Source organism: Macrococcus bovicus, from assembly GCF_030376725.1.
Lineage (GTDB): Bacteria > Bacillota > Bacilli > Staphylococcales > Staphylococcaceae > Macrococcus > Macrococcus bovicus.
Genome location: NZ_CP128470.1, coordinates 940,210 through 958,082 on the forward strand (window position 1 = coordinate 940,210; position 17,873 = coordinate 958,082).

General features: G+C 46.2%; 16 protein-coding genes. 15 read left to right on the forward strand and 1 reads right to left on the reverse strand.

All coding sequences use genetic code 11. The features are described from left to right. The first annotated feature begins 19 nt into the window (after positions 1 to 19). The 15 genes from pnp to QSV55_RS05240 all read left to right on the forward strand — a co-directional run bounded on the left by pnp (position 20) and on the right by QSV55_RS05240 (position 17,194). Positions 20 to 2,146, forward strand: a complete 2,127-nt coding sequence (pnp, locus tag QSV55_RS05170; RefSeq protein ID WP_289650958.1) for a polyribonucleotide nucleotidyltransferase — start codon at positions 20 to 22, stop codon at positions 2,144 to 2,146. A gap of 48 nt (positions 2,147 to 2,194) precedes the next feature. Next, entirely contained in the window at positions 2,195 to 3,343 is a 1,149-nt protein-coding gene (locus tag QSV55_RS05175) for a M16 family metallopeptidase (RefSeq protein WP_289650959.1), read from the forward strand. Between the two features lie 57 nt (positions 3,344 to 3,400). Next, positions 3,401 to 3,652 carry a hypothetical protein gene (locus tag QSV55_RS05180; protein ID WP_289650960.1) on the forward strand — a complete coding sequence of 84 codons (252 nt, stop codon included), beginning with the start codon at positions 3,401 to 3,403 and terminating at the stop codon, positions 3,650 to 3,652. Between the two features lie 105 nt (positions 3,653 to 3,757). Then, the gene (gene rnjB / locus QSV55_RS05185) at positions 3,758 to 5,431 is read left to right on the forward strand and encodes a ribonuclease J2 (RefSeq protein ID WP_289650961.1); all 1,674 of its coding nucleotides are present in this window, start codon (positions 3,758 to 3,760) and stop codon (positions 5,429 to 5,431) included. Positions 5,432 to 5,490: 59 nt separating this feature from the next. Next, on the forward strand, positions 5,491 to 7,725 hold the full coding sequence (locus tag QSV55_RS05190) for a DNA translocase FtsK (protein ID WP_289650962.1): 2,235 nt from the start codon (positions 5,491 to 5,493) through the stop codon (positions 7,723 to 7,725). Next, positions 7,725 to 8,435, forward strand: a complete 711-nt coding sequence (locus QSV55_RS05195) for a GntR family transcriptional regulator (RefSeq protein ID WP_133452464.1) — start codon at positions 7,725 to 7,727, stop codon at positions 8,433 to 8,435. The genes QSV55_RS05190 and QSV55_RS05195 overlap by 1 nt, the downstream gene beginning before the upstream one ends. A 4-nt stretch (positions 8,436 to 8,439) precedes the next feature. Beyond that, complete coding sequence (gene yfmF / locus QSV55_RS05200; protein ID WP_289650963.1) at positions 8,440 to 9,663, forward strand: EF-P 5-aminopentanol modification-associated protein YfmF; 1,224 nt, start codon at positions 8,440 to 8,442, stop codon at positions 9,661 to 9,663. Next, a complete protein-coding gene (yfmH, locus tag QSV55_RS05205) occupies positions 9,660 to 10,931 on the forward strand; it encodes an EF-P 5-aminopentanol modification-associated protein YfmH (protein ID WP_289650964.1) in 1,272 nt (423 codons plus the stop codon). The genes yfmF and yfmH overlap by 4 nt, the downstream gene beginning before the upstream one ends. Further along, positions 10,924 to 11,610 (forward strand): elongation factor P 5-aminopentanone reductase, encoded by a 687-nt coding sequence (gene ymfI, locus QSV55_RS05210; RefSeq protein ID WP_289650965.1) that lies wholly within the window; start codon positions 10,924 to 10,926, stop codon positions 11,608 to 11,610. Before yfmH ends, ymfI begins: the two co-directional genes overlap by 8 nt. A gap of 7 nt (positions 11,611 to 11,617) precedes the next feature. Continuing rightward, positions 11,618 to 12,403: a YmfK family protein gene (locus tag QSV55_RS05215; protein ID WP_208001529.1), complete on the forward strand. Its 786-nt coding sequence runs from the start codon at positions 11,618 to 11,620 to the stop codon at positions 12,401 to 12,403. A gap of 14 nt (positions 12,404 to 12,417) precedes the next feature. Further along, on the forward strand, positions 12,418 to 13,233 hold the full coding sequence (locus QSV55_RS05220) for a helix-turn-helix domain-containing protein (RefSeq protein ID WP_289650966.1): 816 nt from the start codon (positions 12,418 to 12,420) through the stop codon (positions 13,231 to 13,233). Positions 13,234 to 13,247: 14 nt separating this feature from the next. Next, on the forward strand, positions 13,248 to 13,817 hold the full coding sequence (gene pgsA, locus QSV55_RS05225) for a CDP-diacylglycerol--glycerol-3-phosphate 3-phosphatidyltransferase (protein WP_289650967.1): 570 nt from the start codon (positions 13,248 to 13,250) through the stop codon (positions 13,815 to 13,817). A gap of 257 nt (positions 13,818 to 14,074) precedes the next feature. Then, on the forward strand, positions 14,075 to 15,109 hold the full coding sequence (recA, locus tag QSV55_RS05230) for a recombinase RecA (RefSeq protein WP_434784213.1): 1,035 nt from the start codon (positions 14,075 to 14,077) through the stop codon (positions 15,107 to 15,109). 170 nt (positions 15,110 to 15,279) lie between these two features. After that, entirely contained in the window at positions 15,280 to 16,833 is a 1,554-nt protein-coding gene (gene rny, locus QSV55_RS05235; protein ID WP_289650969.1) for a ribonuclease Y, read from the forward strand. A 136-nt stretch (positions 16,834 to 16,969) separates the two neighbouring features. Beyond that, positions 16,970 to 17,194 (forward strand): hypothetical protein, encoded by a 225-nt coding sequence (locus QSV55_RS05240; RefSeq protein ID WP_289650970.1) that lies wholly within the window; start codon positions 16,970 to 16,972, stop codon positions 17,192 to 17,194. Positions 17,195 to 17,299: 105 nt separating this feature from the next. Here QSV55_RS05240 and QSV55_RS05245 read toward each other — a convergent pair whose 3' ends face one another. Beyond that, positions 17,300 to 17,866, reverse strand: coding sequence for a hypothetical protein (locus tag QSV55_RS05245; protein ID WP_289650971.1), 567 nt, complete (start codon positions 17,864 to 17,866; stop codon positions 17,300 to 17,302). Between the last annotated feature and the right edge of the window lie 7 nt (positions 17,867 to 17,873).

The window sequence follows — 17,873 nt, forward strand, 5'->3', positions numbered from 1 at the left end:
AGTTGAGAGGAGCATTTTAATGTCTCAGAAAAAAGTATTTACAACTGAATGGGCAGGCCGCCCGCTGACGGTTGAGGTAGGTCAGCTCGCTAAGCAGGCGAATGGCGCTGCGCTCGTCCGCTACGGCGACACGGTCGTCCTGTCTACAGCGACTGCATCAAAAGAACCGAGGGATGTCGATTTCTTCCCGCTGATGGTGAACTATGAGGAGAAACTCTATGCAGCGGGTAAGATTCCAGGCGGCTTCAATAAGCGTGAAGGTCGTCCGGGTGAGGATGCGACTTTGACGTCACGTCTAATTGACCGTCCTATCCGTCCGCTTTTCCCGAAAGGCTATCGTCACGACATCCAAGTGGTCTCCATCGTCATGAGCGTCGATCCGGACAATTCACCTGAAATGGCAGCGATGCTCGGTTCTTCGGTGGCATTATCTGTCTCTGATATTCCGTTTGAAGGCCCTATCGCAGGAGTCAATGTCGGTTTGATCGATGATGAACTGATCATCAATCCGACTGTCGAACAGCGTAAATCCTCACTTCTTGACTTACAGGTCGCGGGTCACCATGATGCTGTCAACATGGTGGAAGCAGGTGCCAAGGAAGTCACTGAGGAAAAGATGCTTGAAGCGATTATGTTTGGTCATGCGGCGATTAAGGAACTGGTGGATTTCCAGCAGACGATCATTGCCGACATTCAACCTGTGAAAACAGAATTCGTCCCGGTCGCACCGAACCTCATCCTTGAGAATGAAGTGAAAGAACATGCTGAGGCGCTGGAACTTTCCAAAGCCATTCAGACGAAAGATAAACTGCAACGTGAAGAGAATATTACGGCAGTCAAACTGCAGATCATTGAGAAATATGAAGGTCATCCTGAGGAGACGCTGACAGTCGTCAATAAGACATTCGATAGTCTGATCAAGGAAGAGGTCCGCCGCTTGATCACTGAAGAAAAAGTCCGTCCGGATGGTCGTCGTCCAGAGGAAATCCGTCCGCTCGACAGTGAAGTCGGACTGCTGCCCCGTGCCCATGGGTCAGGTCTCTTCACACGTGGCCAGACGCAGGCGTTATCTGTCGCTACACTGGGCGCGCTCGGTGAACATCAGGTGATCGATGGTCTTGGCGTTGAAGAAGAGAAGCGCTATATGCACCATTACAATTTCCCGAACTTCTCTGTCGGTGAGACTGGTCCGATCCGTGCACCGGGACGTCGTGAGATCGGTCACGGCGCACTCGGTGAACGTGCGCTGCTGCAGGTCATTCCTGATGAAGCGGAATTCCCTTATACCATCCGTGTCGTTTCTGAAGTGCTTGAGTCGAATGGTTCTTCTTCCCAGGCTTCTATCTGCGGTTCGACACTCGCATTAATGGATGCAGGGGTGCCGATCAAGGCACCTGTAGCGGGTATTGCGATGGGCCTCGTTAAAAAAGACGAAGACTATACGATTCTGTCCGATATTCAAGGGATGGAAGATGCTCTCGGAGATATGGACTTTAAAGTAGCCGGTACGAGCAAAGGGATCACAGCCATTCAGATGGATATTAAAATCGATGGTCTCTCTGAGGAAATCCTGCGCGAGGCATTGGAACAAGCGCGTATCGGACGCATGCATATCATGGAGCACATGCTAGAGACAATAGCAGAGCCACGCAAAGAATTAAGTGCCTATGCGCCGAAAATCGAGGTCATCCATATCAATCCGGACAAAATCCGAGATGTAATCGGACCGGGTGGTAAGAAGATCAATGAGATCATTGATGCAACGGGCGTAAAAGTTGATATTGAACAAGATGGCACAGTCTTCATCGGTTCAAGTGATGCGGCGATGATTAAAGAAGCGGTACAGATCATTGAAAATATCGTACGTGAAGCGGTTGTCGGAGAAGTTTATCACGCTACGGTGAAACGTATTGAGAAGTTCGGTGCATTCGTTGAGATCTTCCCGGGTAAAGACGCACTTGTGCACATTTCCCAGCTCGCACATGAACGTGTGAACAAAGTGGAGGATGTGATCAAGATGGGCGATCAGTTTGACGTCAAAGTCACTGAGATCGACCGCCAAGGACGTGTCAATGCATCGCGCAAGGTGCTGCTTGAAAAGCCGAAAGAAACACCTAAGGCAACGGAAGCTAAAAAAGAAGATTAATCTTAAAGACTGCTGATGCAGTCTTTTTTAATAGAAAGAGGAGCCTATTTGAAAAATGAACTGACTATCACGACCAGATTATCGCCACATGAAACTGTCCATATCGCAGTCTATGTTAAAGCGGGCAGCAATCATGAAGCAGGTTATCCTGCAGGCATTGCACATTTCGTTGAACATATGCTGTTCAAAGGAACCACCAACTTCTCCGCACAAGCCTTCAGTGAGGAGATAGATGCGATTGGGGGCGATGTGAATGCCTACACGACGAAAGAATATACATGCTATTCAATCAAGACGCTCAAGCGATTTGAAGACCGTGCTGTCAAGCTGCTGCAGGAGATGCTGACTGAAGCTGCATTTCCCGTTGAGGAAATCGAAAGGGAGAAACAGGTTATCTTAGAGGAAATCAAGATGACTGAGGACGATCCCGAGGACTATATTTATGACCTGCTGCAGGAAAGAACCTTTTCAGAGAGCTGCCGCTCACCTATACTCGGTTATCGTTCTTCACTTGCTGAGATGAACCGTACCGACTTGATGCGATTTTACAAGGCGCATTATACAGAAGACAATATCATTCTTTCCTATGCAGGGCAGCAGCCGTCACTTATTCAGACTTTGAAGCCCTTCAGCCACCCGTCTGTGAAAGCGGAACCGGTCTATGCCTTTACACCTGTCACACTCACGATGGACCGGTCACTTGAGCAGTCGCATTTCCTGATGGGTTTTGAGGCTGTCGGCTATCATCATCCGCTCTACGATGCATTTAGTCTCTTCAGTGCTTACTTCGGTGAATCGATGTCATCCCCGCTATTCAGACGACTGCGTGAGGAACTGAGCCTGTGCTATAATGTCTACTCCTCACTTGAATCTTTCGTGGACGGGGGATTGTTCACGGTATATATCGCCTGTGATGAACAACACGTACCGGCTGCAGAACAGGAGATCCTGCAGCTGCTGGCAGCACCGCTGACGCCTCGGAATCTGGAGAAGGCACAGGATTATCTGATCACTTCAGCCTATATGGATAATGATTACGAGGGCTCCATCATGGCGCGAGACGGCAGAAGTCTGATGTATTACGGCAGATTGATCACACTGGCAGAGTTTGAAACACGTATCAGGGCCGTGACACTAGAGGAGATCGGTCAGGTGCAGGCCATGCTGCAGTCGCCGGCAAAGATTCTATTTAAATAATTGTACTTCAAACCAAGTTGGTATAAAATTCAAGTATAAAGAGTAGGAGGCGGTTGTATGGTATTTGATAAAATTGCAGTGAATAATCATATTATTGAAGCAGAGGGTCAGTTTACGCAGGAAGATAGTGCCATTAGACTGACAACATCTGCCGGCAGTATCGGCCAGTATTTCAACCAGCTTGAATCATCTAGGGAAGCCGTGAATCTGGTGATTTTCAAAGATGATGAGGAACGTTTAAATGAAAAAGAACTGCAACTGGACAATATTACTGTTGATGGTGGCAATTACCGCATACAGCTTGTCTAGAGGGTAAGGCGCTCAGGCGCCTTTTTTTATTGTCTTATTCCTTTCAAATAGCTTATAATAGAATCAATATGGATTGAACGGGAAAAGATTTTAGGAGGAACTATTTTGAATTTAGTTAAAAAAGAAAATAATCAAGTGAGAATCACACCGCTCGGCGGTGTCAGTGAAATTGCCAAGAACATGTATATCGTAGAGGTAGACGATGAAATGTTCATGCTGGATGCCGGACTGATGTTTCCGGAAGATGAAATGCTGGGCATAGATGTCGTCATTCCTGACATCCAGTACGTCATCGAAAATAAACACAGACTAAAAGGCATATTCTTATCGCACGGCCATCTCGATGCCATCGGTGCGCTGAAATATATCATGCCAAAACTGGACGTGCCGATCTACGGCTCTCGTCTGACGCTTGCCCTGGTGAAAGACCAGATGAAAGATATCAAGCTGGAGAAGAAGATCAAGTACTATACCGTCAATAATGATTCCGTCATGCGCTTTAAAGGGGTTAATATCACATTCTTTAATACAACGCACAGCATTCCGGATGCCTTGGGGGTCTGTATCCATACTTCCTATGGTGCGATTGTCTACACAGGAGAATTTAAGTTCGATCAGAGCGTGCAAGGTGCTTACCGACCGGACATCAGCAAGATGACCGCAATCGGTGAGGCTGGGGTCCTGGCGTTGATCAGCGATTCAACAGAAGCAGAAAAACCAGGCTATAATACGCCTGAGAATGTCATTGAGAGTCATATCAATGATGAGTTTGCCCGCGCGAAAGGCCGTATTATCGTCTCGTGCTATGCGTCTAACTTTATCCGTATCCAGCAGGTCATCAATGCAGCAGCGAATAATAACCGGAAAGTGACCTTCTTAGGCAAGTCTCTTGAAAGTTCATTTAATATCGCGCGGAAAATGGGGTACTTCGATATCCCTGAACAGTTACTGATTCCGATCAAAGATGTAGCCAAGTATCCGAAAAATGAGCTGGTGGTCATCTCGACGGGTGCTCAAGGTGAGCCGATTGAAGCGTTAGGTCTGATGGCGCAGCAACGTCACAATATCATGAACATCGAGGAAGGCGATACTGTCTTCATTACGACAACTCCGTCTTCAGGCATGGAGGTGATCCTCGGTTCTACGACTAACCATCTCGTTAAAGCAGGTGCTCACGTCGTCTCACCTGACAAGAAGATCCATGCATCCGGACACGGCTGTATGGAAGAACTGAAAATGATGCTGAACTTCATGAAACCTGAATACTTCATCCCTGTACAAGGTGAATTCAAGATGCAGATTGCGCATGCCAAGCTCGCAGCTGAGACAGGTGTACTGCCGGAACATATCTTCCTGCTGGAAAAAGGTGATGTGGTGACCTACGACGGCCAAGAAATGCGTGCCAATGATAAAGTCGTTGCAGGCAACGTCTTAATCGATGGTATCGGTGTAGGGGATGTCGGCAATATCGTTCTGCGTGACCGCAGACTGTTAGCGGAAGATGGTATCTTTATCGCGGTGGTGACGCTTGACGCCAAGAACAAACGAATTGTTGCAGGCCCGCAGATACAGTCACGCGGCTTCGTCTATGTCCGTGAAAGTGAAGAGCTGCTGAAAGAAGCGGAAGACAAAGTACGTGCGATCGTTGAAGAAGGCCTGATGCAGAATCGTATCGAATGGTCAGAGATCAAACAGGATATGAGAGACAAGCTCGGGAAATTTCTCTATGAGTCAACTAAACGCCGTCCGATGATTATCCCTGTCATTTCTGAAATTTAATGAATGACCTATAAACAAGCTTTTTAAAGCTTGTTTATTTAGTTTTATGAGGTGAAGACATGGCAATCACTAAAAAAAAGAGTACGAAGAAAAGACGGACCCAAAAAACAGCGAAGCGGAAAGACCCGCCTTATATTTATCTTGTGGCGCTCATTCTGCTGTGTCTGCTTTTGCTCGGGTTATTTCAGTTCGGCCTGATCGGGCTTGGCATCGACTGTCTGATGATACTTTTCACGGGGACAGCCCGCTACTATACATATCTGCTGTTATTTTTAACAGTCATCTACGTCACTATCAACCAGAAATTCATGCCTCTGAACCGACGGCTGACAGGCTTGCTGACGCTTCAAGTGGCATTAAGTCTGCTGTTTGAGTTCGGTAGCCGGCTGATAGAGAATAAGCACCGGCCGAGGTTTAATCATATCTATGAACTGGAATCCGATTCTCATTTTCATTACCAGGGCGGAGGTGCTGCCGGTTATTATTTAGAGAGTATGACCACAGCCCTGATCAGTCCGGTCGGTACCTTCATCTTAATCATCGCTTTATTCGGTCTGACAGGCATTCTGATAGCAGGACGTTCTATCAGACAGGAAGCAAGGACACTGTTCATGACCTTGATGTCAAGTATGGCTGCGGTCAGACGGAAATGGCAGGAGCGTGAGAAACCGCAGCCTAAAGATGTCTCAGCACTCGTCGAAATCAAAGAGGAAGCACCAGAGACTATGCCGGTGCCTGAGAAGATAGAGCCGGCACACGAACAGGAAGATATACCTGTCTATGAAGAAAATAAGCGTAAGAAGCCGGCTGTCACAGAGCCGGCTGACCTGGAAAATGCTGACCTGGAGCCGGCTGATATAGAAACAGTCAATGACGAAGACTCAGCCTATCAGCTGCCGCCTATTACCTTATTGAATCCGCCTGCCCATGCTGCGCAGTCGGACACGAAGTCAGTGAAGCAAAGAGGACAGCTTCTTGAGAATACACTGAGAAACTTCGGGGTGGATGCAAAAGTGAGTCAGATTCGTATCGGTCCAGCCGTCACCCAGTACGAAGTCCATCCGGCGCTGGGTGTCAAAGTCAGCCGTATCGTCAATCTGTCTAGTGATATCGCACTTGCCTTGGCGGCGAAAGATATCCGGATTGAGGCACCTATACCCGGTAAATCTGCAGTCGGAATAGAAGTCCCGAATGCCACGACGTCTATGGTGACATTGCGTGAAGTGCTGGAAGAGGAGCCGGCAGCGACCAATAAACTGAAAGTCGTCCTGGGGCGGAATATCTCCGGGGAAGCGATCACTGCTGAGCTTAACAAGATGCCCCATCTGCTTGTCGCCGGGTCTACTGGCAGCGGTAAATCAGTCTGTATCAACGGCATTATCACGAGTATCCTGATGAATGCGAAACCGCATGAAGTCAAACTGATGATGATCGACCCGAAGATGGTGGAGCTGAATGTCTATAACGGCATTCCGCACCTCCTCACACCGGTCGTGACCAACCCGCAGAAGGCGAGCCAGGCCCTGCAGAAAATTGTCGGGGAAATGGAACGGAGATATGATCTGTTCAGTCATACAGGGACACGTAATATCGAAGGATATAATGAGTACTTGAAGCGTCAGAACCAGGAACTGGATGAAAAGAATAGCCTGCTGCCTTACATCGTTGTAATTGTCGATGAACTTGCCGACTTGATGATGGTCGCGAGTAAAGACGTTGAGAGTGCCATCATGCGAATCGCACAGATGGCACGTGCGGCCGGTATCCATCTGATTATTGCGACGCAGCGTCCTTCGGTGGATGTCATCACGGGATTGATCAAGGCGAACATCCCTTCACGTATCGCGTTTGCCGTGAGCTCCCAGGTAGATTCAAGAACAATACTGGATTCACAAGGTGCAGAAAAACTGCTCGGTCGAGGCGACATGCTGTTCTTACCTTCCGGGCAGTCTAAGCCGACCCGCGTACAGGGAGCTTTCTTGTCGGACAGCGAGGTGGAGGCGGTTGTCAATTATGTGACGTCTCAGCAATCAGCGAACTATATGAAGGAAATGGAACCGGAAGATATCGTACAGTCTGATTCACCCTCAGACGACGAACTCTATTATCAGGCCTATGAATTTGTGGTGAGAGAGCAGAAGGCAAGTGCTTCACTTCTGCAGCGCCAGTTCAGAATAGGCTATAATAGGGCTGCAAGACTTGTGGATGATTTAGAACTTAATCAGGTAATCGGACCCGCCCAGGGCAGTAAGCCGAGACAAGTATTAATAGCACCTGAAGAAGGAGGAGAATAATGTCTGCCAAACAAACGGTAGTAGAAATCAAAGACTGGATTATCGAACGCATTCAGGACGGGGCGTTTACGACCGACCGGCCCCTGCCGAGCGAATATGAGATTTCACGAACTCTGGACGTGGTTCAGGACGATGTAGAAGAAGCTCTCCAGGAGCTTGTCACAGAGCAGCTGTTATCAGAACGTTTCCATCAAGGCTACTTTGTCAAACATGAGCCGACTTTCTTCTATCCTGTCCATAACCTGAAAAGTATTACGTCAATGATAGAGGAAAAGGGATATAAGGCAGGCTCTATCATCATCAGTCAGGACCCGGAGACCCCGTCGATTGATGACAAGCGGGTTCTCGAGATCACTGATGACCGTAATATCATTGTCCTTGAGCGTATCCGTACAGCTGATAACGAACCGATTGCGTACTGTCTTGACAAGATGGTTGACGAATCATTGATACTCGACCATTCTATGAAGGTTTCTTTGTTTGAGGTGCTGAAGAATCGTCCGGAATTTCAGATTACGTCTGCCACATGTGAAATTGAATCGATCAGCTATGAACCCTATATTTCCAATATGCTGGAATGTGCACCGGAGGAAAGTCTGGTTCTTGTCCGTCAGATTCATAAGAATAAGGATGATAGACCGGTCCTTTATTCGCTGAATTATTTTAAGTCCAGTCAGATTAAATTCCAAATTAAGCGAGAGTTGAAGTGATTTTATGATACCTATTTACATCAAGAATGAGAAGAAGTTTAAGACCATCACCCTGACGCTTAAATTTAAAGCACCTATTGAGGCTGAGCGTCTGACAGAACGGTCACTGCTCGCCAAACTGCTGACCAAGTCGACGGCTCGTTTTCCGAGTGAACAGAAACTCTATGATCACTTGTCGGATCTATACGGGGCACATCTATCAAGCTATGTGACGAAGCAGAAGACCGCACATGTCATGACTTTCAGCATGGAGTTCATCCATGATAAGTTTGTCGATGAGCCACTGTTTGACGCGTGCTGCCAGCTGCTCAGCGATGTCATTAAGCATCCTGATATCAGGGAGGGTGCCTTTGACGCGCAGAAAGTCGCCCAGGAGAAACAGCTTCTGGCTGCACGCTTTGACGCTATCAAAGACAATAAAGCACAAGCAAGCTTCCAACGCATGCTGCAGGAGATGTTTCAGACGAGCTACCGTTACCCGAGCATCGGGATTGAAGCACATCTGCCTGCTGTTACACCTGAGTCTTTATATGCGGCCTATGATTCGATGCTGCAAGATGAGAAGGCTTTATACATCATTGGTGACGTAACAGAGGACGTTCGTGCTAAGCTTGAATATTACTTTGATTTTCTGTCGAATGAGGCTGCTTTAGAGCCCCTTAAACTGGAACCGAAGGACAAACCGGTCTATGTCACTGAATATACGCATACTTCACAGGCCCGTATCAATATGGGGATGACCGCGCCGGTTGAATACGGGACACGTGACTACTTTGCCTTTATCGTCATGAATCAGATTTACGGTGGTGATGCAACGAGTCTCCTGTTTATGAATATCCGTGAAAAAATGAGTCTTGCTTACCAGATTCACTCGCAGATAGATGCAAGGCTCGGTCTATTGTATGTCGTTGCAGGCGTTCAGAATGCGACTTATCAGCAGGCAGTTGATATGATTCTCAGCCAGCTTGAGATGATGAAAGAGGGGCAGTTCTCTGAGGAGCTGCTGGCCATCGCCAAGAAAATGCTTGTCAGTCATAGACGGGAAAACTTTGACCGCCCGAGAGGATGGATTGAGACCAGTTATGCTTCGACTTTCGACGCTGTAAAGCTGTCGACTGATGAGTGGATAAAGGGCATTGAAAGCGTGACAAAAGAAGAAGTGATGGCGATTGCAGCACAAGTCAACGTTCAGACAATCTATTGTCTTGCAGAAGAGGTGACAGCATGAAAAAACAATACTATCCGGAAATAGATGAGACACTCTATGAAACCAGACTAGAAAATGGCTTGCAGCTTTTCATCATCCCAAAAGCAGGATTCCAGAAAACCTATGTGACCATGACGACGAAATACGGTTCCTTACATACTGATTTCATACCTGCAGACCGTTCAAATATGGTCAGTACCCCGGCAGGTGTGGCTCACTTTCTAGAACATAAGCTGTTCGAGAAGGAAGCGGGTGATATGTTCAATGTCTTCTCTGAGCAAGGGGCTTCTGTCAATGCCTTTACGTCTTATGACCGCACCAGTTACCTGTTTACTGCTGTCGACCGTGTCGAGGATAATATTAAGTCACTGATTGAGATGGTTCAGAAGCCTTATTTCTCAGAGCAATCTGTGCAGAAAGAAATCGGTATCATCGCAGAAGAAATCAAGATGTACCAGGAGCAGCCGAATTACAGGCTGTATTACCAGACGTTACAGGCGATGTATCATCATCATCCTGTGCGCCAGGATATAGCAGGCACCATCAGTTCGATTAATGAGATTACAGCAGAAACTCTCTACACGTGCTATGACACGTTCTACCGTCCTGAGAATATGGTCATGTTTGTGGTCGGCAATGTGGAGCCTGCTGCTATCGCTGACCTGGTCAGCGAACAGCAGCTCACAACAGACCAGCCTGCTTATCTGCCGGTGATCGCTGACATCAGTGAACCGCAGGAAGTGAAGGACAAGCAGGTGACAACGCCTACAGATGTCTCACGGCCGAAGCTGATGCTCGGTATTAAAAGCGACTGTCATCTGCAGAATCGTCCCTTGATCCAGACAGAGTTTGAGATGATGTTTATCTTGGAACTTCTTTTAGGTGAGCAGAGTGATTTTTATCATGAACTGTTAGCTGACGGCTTAATAGATGATTCATTTGGCTATAGCTTTATTCTGGAGCCGACCTTCTCCCATATGCTGATAGCAGGGGCGACATCTGAACCGGACACGCTGAAAAAACGGATTATGGAACGCTTTGAAACGGCAGAATTTGATGAGAGCGCCTTCAGAAGATTAGTGAAACAGACAACGGGTGAATATATCGCAAGCTTTAATTCGGTTGAATACATCGCGAATCAGTTTACACGTTACTATTTCAACGGGGCTATTCTCTTTGATATCATGCAGGTCCTTCAGCAGATCAGCCTTGAAGAGGCTGTGACCACATTCCGGCAGGCGGTTGATATGTCCCATATGACTGATAGCAGACTGGTGCCTCGTGGCTAGTTATTTAGTGACAGGCGGCAGCGGCGATATTGGACGTGCGATTGTCACAGAACTATTAGCAGCAGGACATTCGGTTATCTGTCAGTATTTTAAAGCTGATGTCGAGTCGCTGAAAGGCTCGATGTCTGGCGATGTGACTTTCTGGCAATGTGATTTAACAAGACTGGACACAAGACCTGCATTTCTTGAAAACATCGACGGCTTGATCTATGCCGCTGGAACGGAGAGCTTCGGCCTTGTGCAGGATTTCACTGCAGAGGAGATTGATCAGCAGTATCATCTTCACTTGAAGGGCTTGATTCAGCTCGTGCAGTGGCTCGTGCCTGTTCTCTGTAGAAAGCAGTATGGTAGAATAGTCGTGATCAGTTCAATCTGGGGCGAGACAGGGGCAAGCATGGAGAGTGTCTATTCTGCGATGAAAGCAGCTCAGATCGGATTTGTGAAGTCTATGGCCAAGGAACTCGCGCTGAGCGGCGTGACAGTCAATGCCATTACACCGGGTGTCGTACGCGGGCGAATGACCGATCAGCTGGATGTATATGCTCTGCTGGAAGATATTCCGCAGGGGGAGCTTGTGGAAGTGGATGAAATCGCATACTTAGTCAGTTATTTACTACATAAGAGAGCTCAGCATATGACAGGACAAGTCTTACGTCTGAATGCAGGATGGCTCATTTAGGGGGCTTATGATGAGAGAGTGTTATCTTGAATATGAAATCAAAGTGAACCGGCCGGGTCTGCTCGGGGATGTCTCCAGTCTGCTGGGTACACTAGGTATCAGCATTATTACGATCAATGGCGTCGATGAAGGGCGCCGCGGCATGCTCCTGCGAGTGGATAATGACGAGAAAATCATCCGCTTTGAAAATATTGTCCGTGAACTGGATGAAATTCGCATCATCAAGATTCGGACACCCCTTCTTCAGGATAGACTGGCCGTCAGACATGGGCGCTATATTCAGCGCGATGTGACAGACCGAAAGACCTTCCGCTTTGTCAGAAATGATTTAGGTATACTGGTTGATTTCATGGCTGAGCTCTTCAAGGAGGAAGGGCATTGTCTGGTCGGTATACGAGGTATGCCTCGTGTCGGTAAAACTGAATCAGTAGTGGCCGCCAGTGTCTGTGCCCATAAGAAATGGTTGTTCATATCATCAACCATGATTAAGCAGACTGTGCGCAACTCGTTGTTCAAAGGTGAGTATGACAGTAGCTACATCTACATCATCGACGGCGCGCTGACATCCAAGCAGCAGGATATGCGGCATATGCAGCTCGTCAAAGAAGTGATGAATTTACCTGCTGTAAAAGTGATAGAGCATCCGGATTTATTTGTGGCGAATAGCGACTTTACATTAGAGGACTTTGATTACATTATCGAGCTGCGTGAGAGCGATGATCAGGAAATCACTTATGAGCAGGTGCACAAGAATAATCTATTTGACACAGATGGATTCGGATTTTTTGAATAATGGGAGGCGTTTCAATGAAACCCATTGGTGAAATTTTGAAAAGTAAACGGGAAAGGCTCGGCATGACGCTTCTGGATATGGAGAAACGCATCAGGATCAAGAGAGAATATATCTCGATGCTTGAAAAAAATGAGTTTGATCAGCTGCCGAATCCCGATTATGCAGTAGGTTTTATTAGAAAGTATGCGGAGAGTGTCAATCTGAACGCGGATAAACTCATAGAAGAACATCAGTCGGAGCTTCCGATACATAAGATGACTGCCAAAGAAGCGAAGAAATCACTTAAGACACCCGATGTCCAGGAAAATCAGAAGTTATTACCTTTGTTCAGGCTGATTCTGCTCGTCTCTGCTGTCTGTACGTTACTGTGGATCGTCTCGGTCTATTTATTTCCGCATCCCCGGCAGTGGCATGCTGCAACGATTAATCCGAGTAGAGATGTGGCAATAGAGACTAAGAAAGAAGCGCAGAAGCCGGATAAGAAGAAAGAAAAAGAAGAACCGGCTAAAAAAGAGGAAAAAACGAGGGTCAGCTATAAATCATTTGACGGTGCTACACTCAGCTACACAGTCAAGACGAAAGAGCCTGTTGTCATTCGTGTGACATCGAAGACACCGACGTGGCTCCAGCTGCGTAGTGATGACCGGTCAGAGAACTATCAGAATGTCAACGACCGGACATTAAAGGTAGGTAAGGGGGCACGCACTGTCACACTGATTGCGGGATCAACAGCTGACCTGACGGTGTATTGCAATGGTGAGAAAGTGGAGGTCCCGACCAGCGCGGATGCTTTAATTACACGAACCTATCAGTTCAATATTTCAAAATAGAAAGGAGTCTACAAATGAACATTCCAAATCAGATTACAGTGGCACGCGTAGTGCTGATTCCGATTTTTCTTGTCTTTCTGCTGGCCGACTTCCATATGGGGAATATTCAATTCTTGAACAGCATGGATATGCGCATCGAACAGTTCATTGCAGCAGTCATCTTTATCTTTGCCTCTCTGACTGACTGGGTAGATGGCTATCTGGCGCGAAAATGGCAGCTTGTCACAAATATGGGGAAATTCCTGGATCCATTAGCAGATAAGCTGCTCGTTGCATCCGGTCTTATAGCGTTAGTTGAACTGGATGTCATACCATCCTGGATGGCCATCATTATCGTTGCACGTGAGTTTGCGGTGACGGGTCTTCGTCTTCTGCAGATAGAACAGGGATTTGTCTCAGCAGCGGGTCAGCTCGGCAAGATCAAGACAGCTGTAACGATGGTCGCCATGATTTTACTGCTTCTTGCAGAACCATTCGGCATGAACCTCGGCTACTGGCTGATGTATGCTGCTGTTTTCTTCACCATTCTATCAGGCATTGAATACTTCTATCACGGCAGAGATGTGTTCCGTGGCTCTAAATAACAGGTCGTCATAACCTGTTATTTTTTTATGAAAAACAGCTGGTGAATGGGACTGTTTTCATGAAAAACTGTCTGTCTGTCATCAAAAACTGTCGTTAAAAAATACGAACAGACGTTTGCTTTTTGCTTGCTATTTGAGCCCGAAATCAGTATAGTAAGAGATGTAAAACAAATTAAATTAACGAATAAACGGCAACGTTTAAGGAGGATATACATTTGAGCGAACGTCAAAAAGCACTCGATACAGTCATCAAAAATATGGAGAAATCATTCGGTAAAGGCGCGGTCATGAAGCTCGGCGAAAGCACAGCTCGCAATGTTTCCACTGTTTCAAGTGGTTCTATTACCATCGATAATGCATTAGGAGTAGGGGGCTATCCTAAAGGGCGTATCATTGAGATCTACGGACCTGAAAGTTCCGGTAAAACGACCGTGGCCCTGCACGCGATCGCTGAAGTACAGGCTCAGGGCGGAACAGCTGCATTCATCGATGCTGAGCACGCATTAGATCCTGTTTATGCGAAGAATCTGGGTGTGGATACTGAGAATCTTTATTTATCACAGCCTGACCATGGTGAACAAGGTCTGGAAATCGCTGAAGCATTTGTTAGAAGCGGTGCGATTGATATCATCGTTATCGATTCAGTGGCTGCCCTGACACCAAAAGCGGAGATCGAAGGAGAGATGGGTGACTCTCATATGGGTCTGCAGGCGCGTCTGATGTCACAGGCACTGCGTAAACTTTCCGGTGCCATTGCGAAATCTAATACAATCGCCATCTTTATCAACCAGGTCCGTGAAAAAATCGGTGTGATGTTCGGTAACCCAGAAACGACACCTGGCGGCCGTGCGCTTAAATTCTATAGTTCAGTCCGTCTGGAAGTCCGTCGTGCGGAACAGCTGAAACAAGGCATGGACGTGGTAGGTAACCGTACAAAGATTAAAGTCGTGAAGAACAAAGTAGCGCCACCTTTCAAAGTAGCTGAAGTTGATATCATGTACGGTAAAGGTATCTCCCGTGAAGGTGAGATTGTAGACCTCGGTACTGAGTTTGAAGTGATTGATAAATCAGGTGCTTGGTATTCTTATAATGGCGAGCGCTTAGGTCAGGGTAAAGAGAACGTGAAGAACTACATGAAAGAGAATCCCGAAGTCATGGCAGAGATTGACCGTAAAATACGTCAGGAAATGGGAATCATCGCGCCGGATGAAGTGACTGAGACAGCAGAAAAAGAATCTGCAGAACCTCAGAAAGAAGAAGCAGATACTTTATTTGATGACGAATTAGTCTAATCACAGAGAACTGAAGTCTCCGGACTTCAGTTTTTCTATTCCATATACTAGATGACGCCTTGACTTTAATATGACAGAAAACGTACAATTGAAATGTATATGATTTTAATTATATATTCTTTATTTTTAATACTTTAACTAGATAATAAGCAAAAAGGAGGTGTTTATGTATGGTTATCCTCTTATACATTTTGCTTGGCATCCTTGTAGGTGTTGCTGCAGGTTATTATCTAGCAAAAACGAATTTGACGAACCAGCAGATTCAGGCACGGCAAACTGGTGAGCATATTGTGAAAGAAGCTAGAAAAGAAGCCGAAAGTCTTAAAAAAGAAAAACTGCTAGAAGCTAAAGAAGAACATCAGCTGCGCAGTGATCGTCTGGAAGACGAATATCGCCATAGACGAGCAGATCTTTCAAGACAAGAAGCACGATTACTTCAAAAAGAAGAAAACTTAGATCGAAAAAGTGAACTCTTAGATAAAAAAGATGAGCTTTTAGAACAAAAAGAATCTAAAATTGAAGCTAAACAACAGCAAGTTGATGCGCTGGAGCAAAGTGTTCAAGATATTATCGCCAGACATGAACAGGAATTAATACGCATCTCCGGACTGACTCAAGAAGAAGCGAAACAGGAAATTATCGACCAGGTTGAAGATGAACTTTCTCATGATATAGCCGTGCTGATCAAAGAGAAAGAGCAAGAAGTCAAAGACACAGTCGATAAGAAAGCCAAAATGTTACTTGCGACTACTGTTCAGCGCTTAGCCGCTGATCATACTTCAGAATCAACGGTATCAGTGATCAATCTGCCGAATGATGAGATGAAAGGTCGTATTATTGGTCGGGAAGGACGAAATATCAGAACACTTGAAACATTAACGGGTATTGATCTGATTATTGACGATACACCGGAGGCAGTGATACTGTCGGGCTTTGATCCAATCAGACGGGAAGTGGCGAAAATCGCGCTGCAGAACCTGGTTTCTGATGGTCGTATTCATCCAGGTCGTATCGAAGAAATGGTTGAAAAAGCGAAAAAATCAGTGGATGAAAGTATCCGCGAAGCAGGTGAGGCTGCGACATTTGAACTGGGTATCCACAATCTACATCCGGACTTAGTGAAAATACTCGGCCGTATGAAGTTCAGAACGAGCTACGGCCAGAATGTGCTGAAACACTCAGTAGAGGTGGCGCATTTAGCAGGCATGATGGCAGCAGAACTCGGTGAAGATGTGACACTCGCTAAGCGGGCAGGACTTCTTCATGATATCGGTAAAGCCATTGACCATGAGGTGGAAGGCAGTCATGTTGAAATCGGTGTAGACCTTGCGAAGAAATACAAGGAGCATCCGGTCGTCATCAATGCAATCCATTCACATCATGGTGACATCGAACCTAATTCGGTCATTTCGGTCTTAGTGGCGGCTGCCGATGCACTGAGTGCAGCTAGACCAGGTGCTAGACGCGAGACTTTGGAAAATTACGTCAGACGTCTGGAACGACTTGAACAGATTTCAGAGAGCTATGACGGCGTCGAGAAATCATTTGCGATCCAGGCGGGACGAGAAATCAGAATTATCGTCTCTCCTGAGGAAGTGGATGATCTGAAGGCCCATCGATTAGCGCGTGATATCAAGAATCAGATCGAAGAAGAACTGCAGTATCCAGGTCATATTAAAGTAACAGTCGTACGTGAAATGCGTGCGGTTGAATATGCTAAATAACAGAACTTCAGTGAGTGTGGACTCACTGAAGTTTTTTTATACTGATAAGATTTTAAAGGTGCATATTTATCGGTTTTTATTTATATGGATGAGTGATTCTGTTATGATGGATACAAAGATCAAGGGGGCGAAGGTTATGTTAGGCAATTATTCAGTGATGACTACTTCATACTTTACGCATGGCAATGAATGGTTTCGTGTAGAGTTTCTGAAGAATGATATCCGTGGTGGACTGTCCGTTGTGAAATATATCGCGATCACAACCAAGGACAACGAGACGAAGTTTTATGAGTTCGATGAACCGATTACAGAATATAAGTTTGTGCAGAAGGTTATCGAAAAACATTATCTAAACAAATAGACACAGAGCCGAGGCTCTGTGTTTTTTTGAGTTATTAATAAATATAATTTTGTTATGTAAACTTATATGTATAGAATAAAGATCACTATAGTAGTGACCTTATTTTTACTCTAAGCCTTGCTGAACGTTGATTGAACTCTGATAGGCTTGCATCGTTGTGCCGCCGTCCATATGTCCGGGTGGAATGATGCCATTTGCTACGGCTGCATTATAGGCTTGTCTTTTTTCCGCCTCCGTATAATCACCGAACATGATCTGCTGAAGCTGGTCTGCAGATGTCACGTTGTCAGCTGGATTTTCTGTGCTGACAGACTCTGTTGTGATGGCTTCTGTTGTCAATGCTTCTGTCGTCGGTGCCTCTGTTGCTGGGGCGGGTGTGACAGGAATTTCCGTCGATGGTAACTCGGTCACTGACTGTTCAGTTGTTACGTCCTCGGTTGTATCACGGCCTGTCTCTGATGTCGCCGGTTCTCTTGATGACTGATTTTCCTTCTTATTTTTTTCAGCTTTCGCTTGCCCGCGTTTTTTACTTTCTTCAATCGCTTTTTTGGCATCACTTGAAATCTGGCTTGTCGCAGTGGTTTTAGTTTCTGCAGGTTCTTCTTTTGTGCCGCACGCGGCAAGGAGGGCCACTGAGGTACATAAAATAACTGACATTTTCTTAAGTGACATGCTTCAA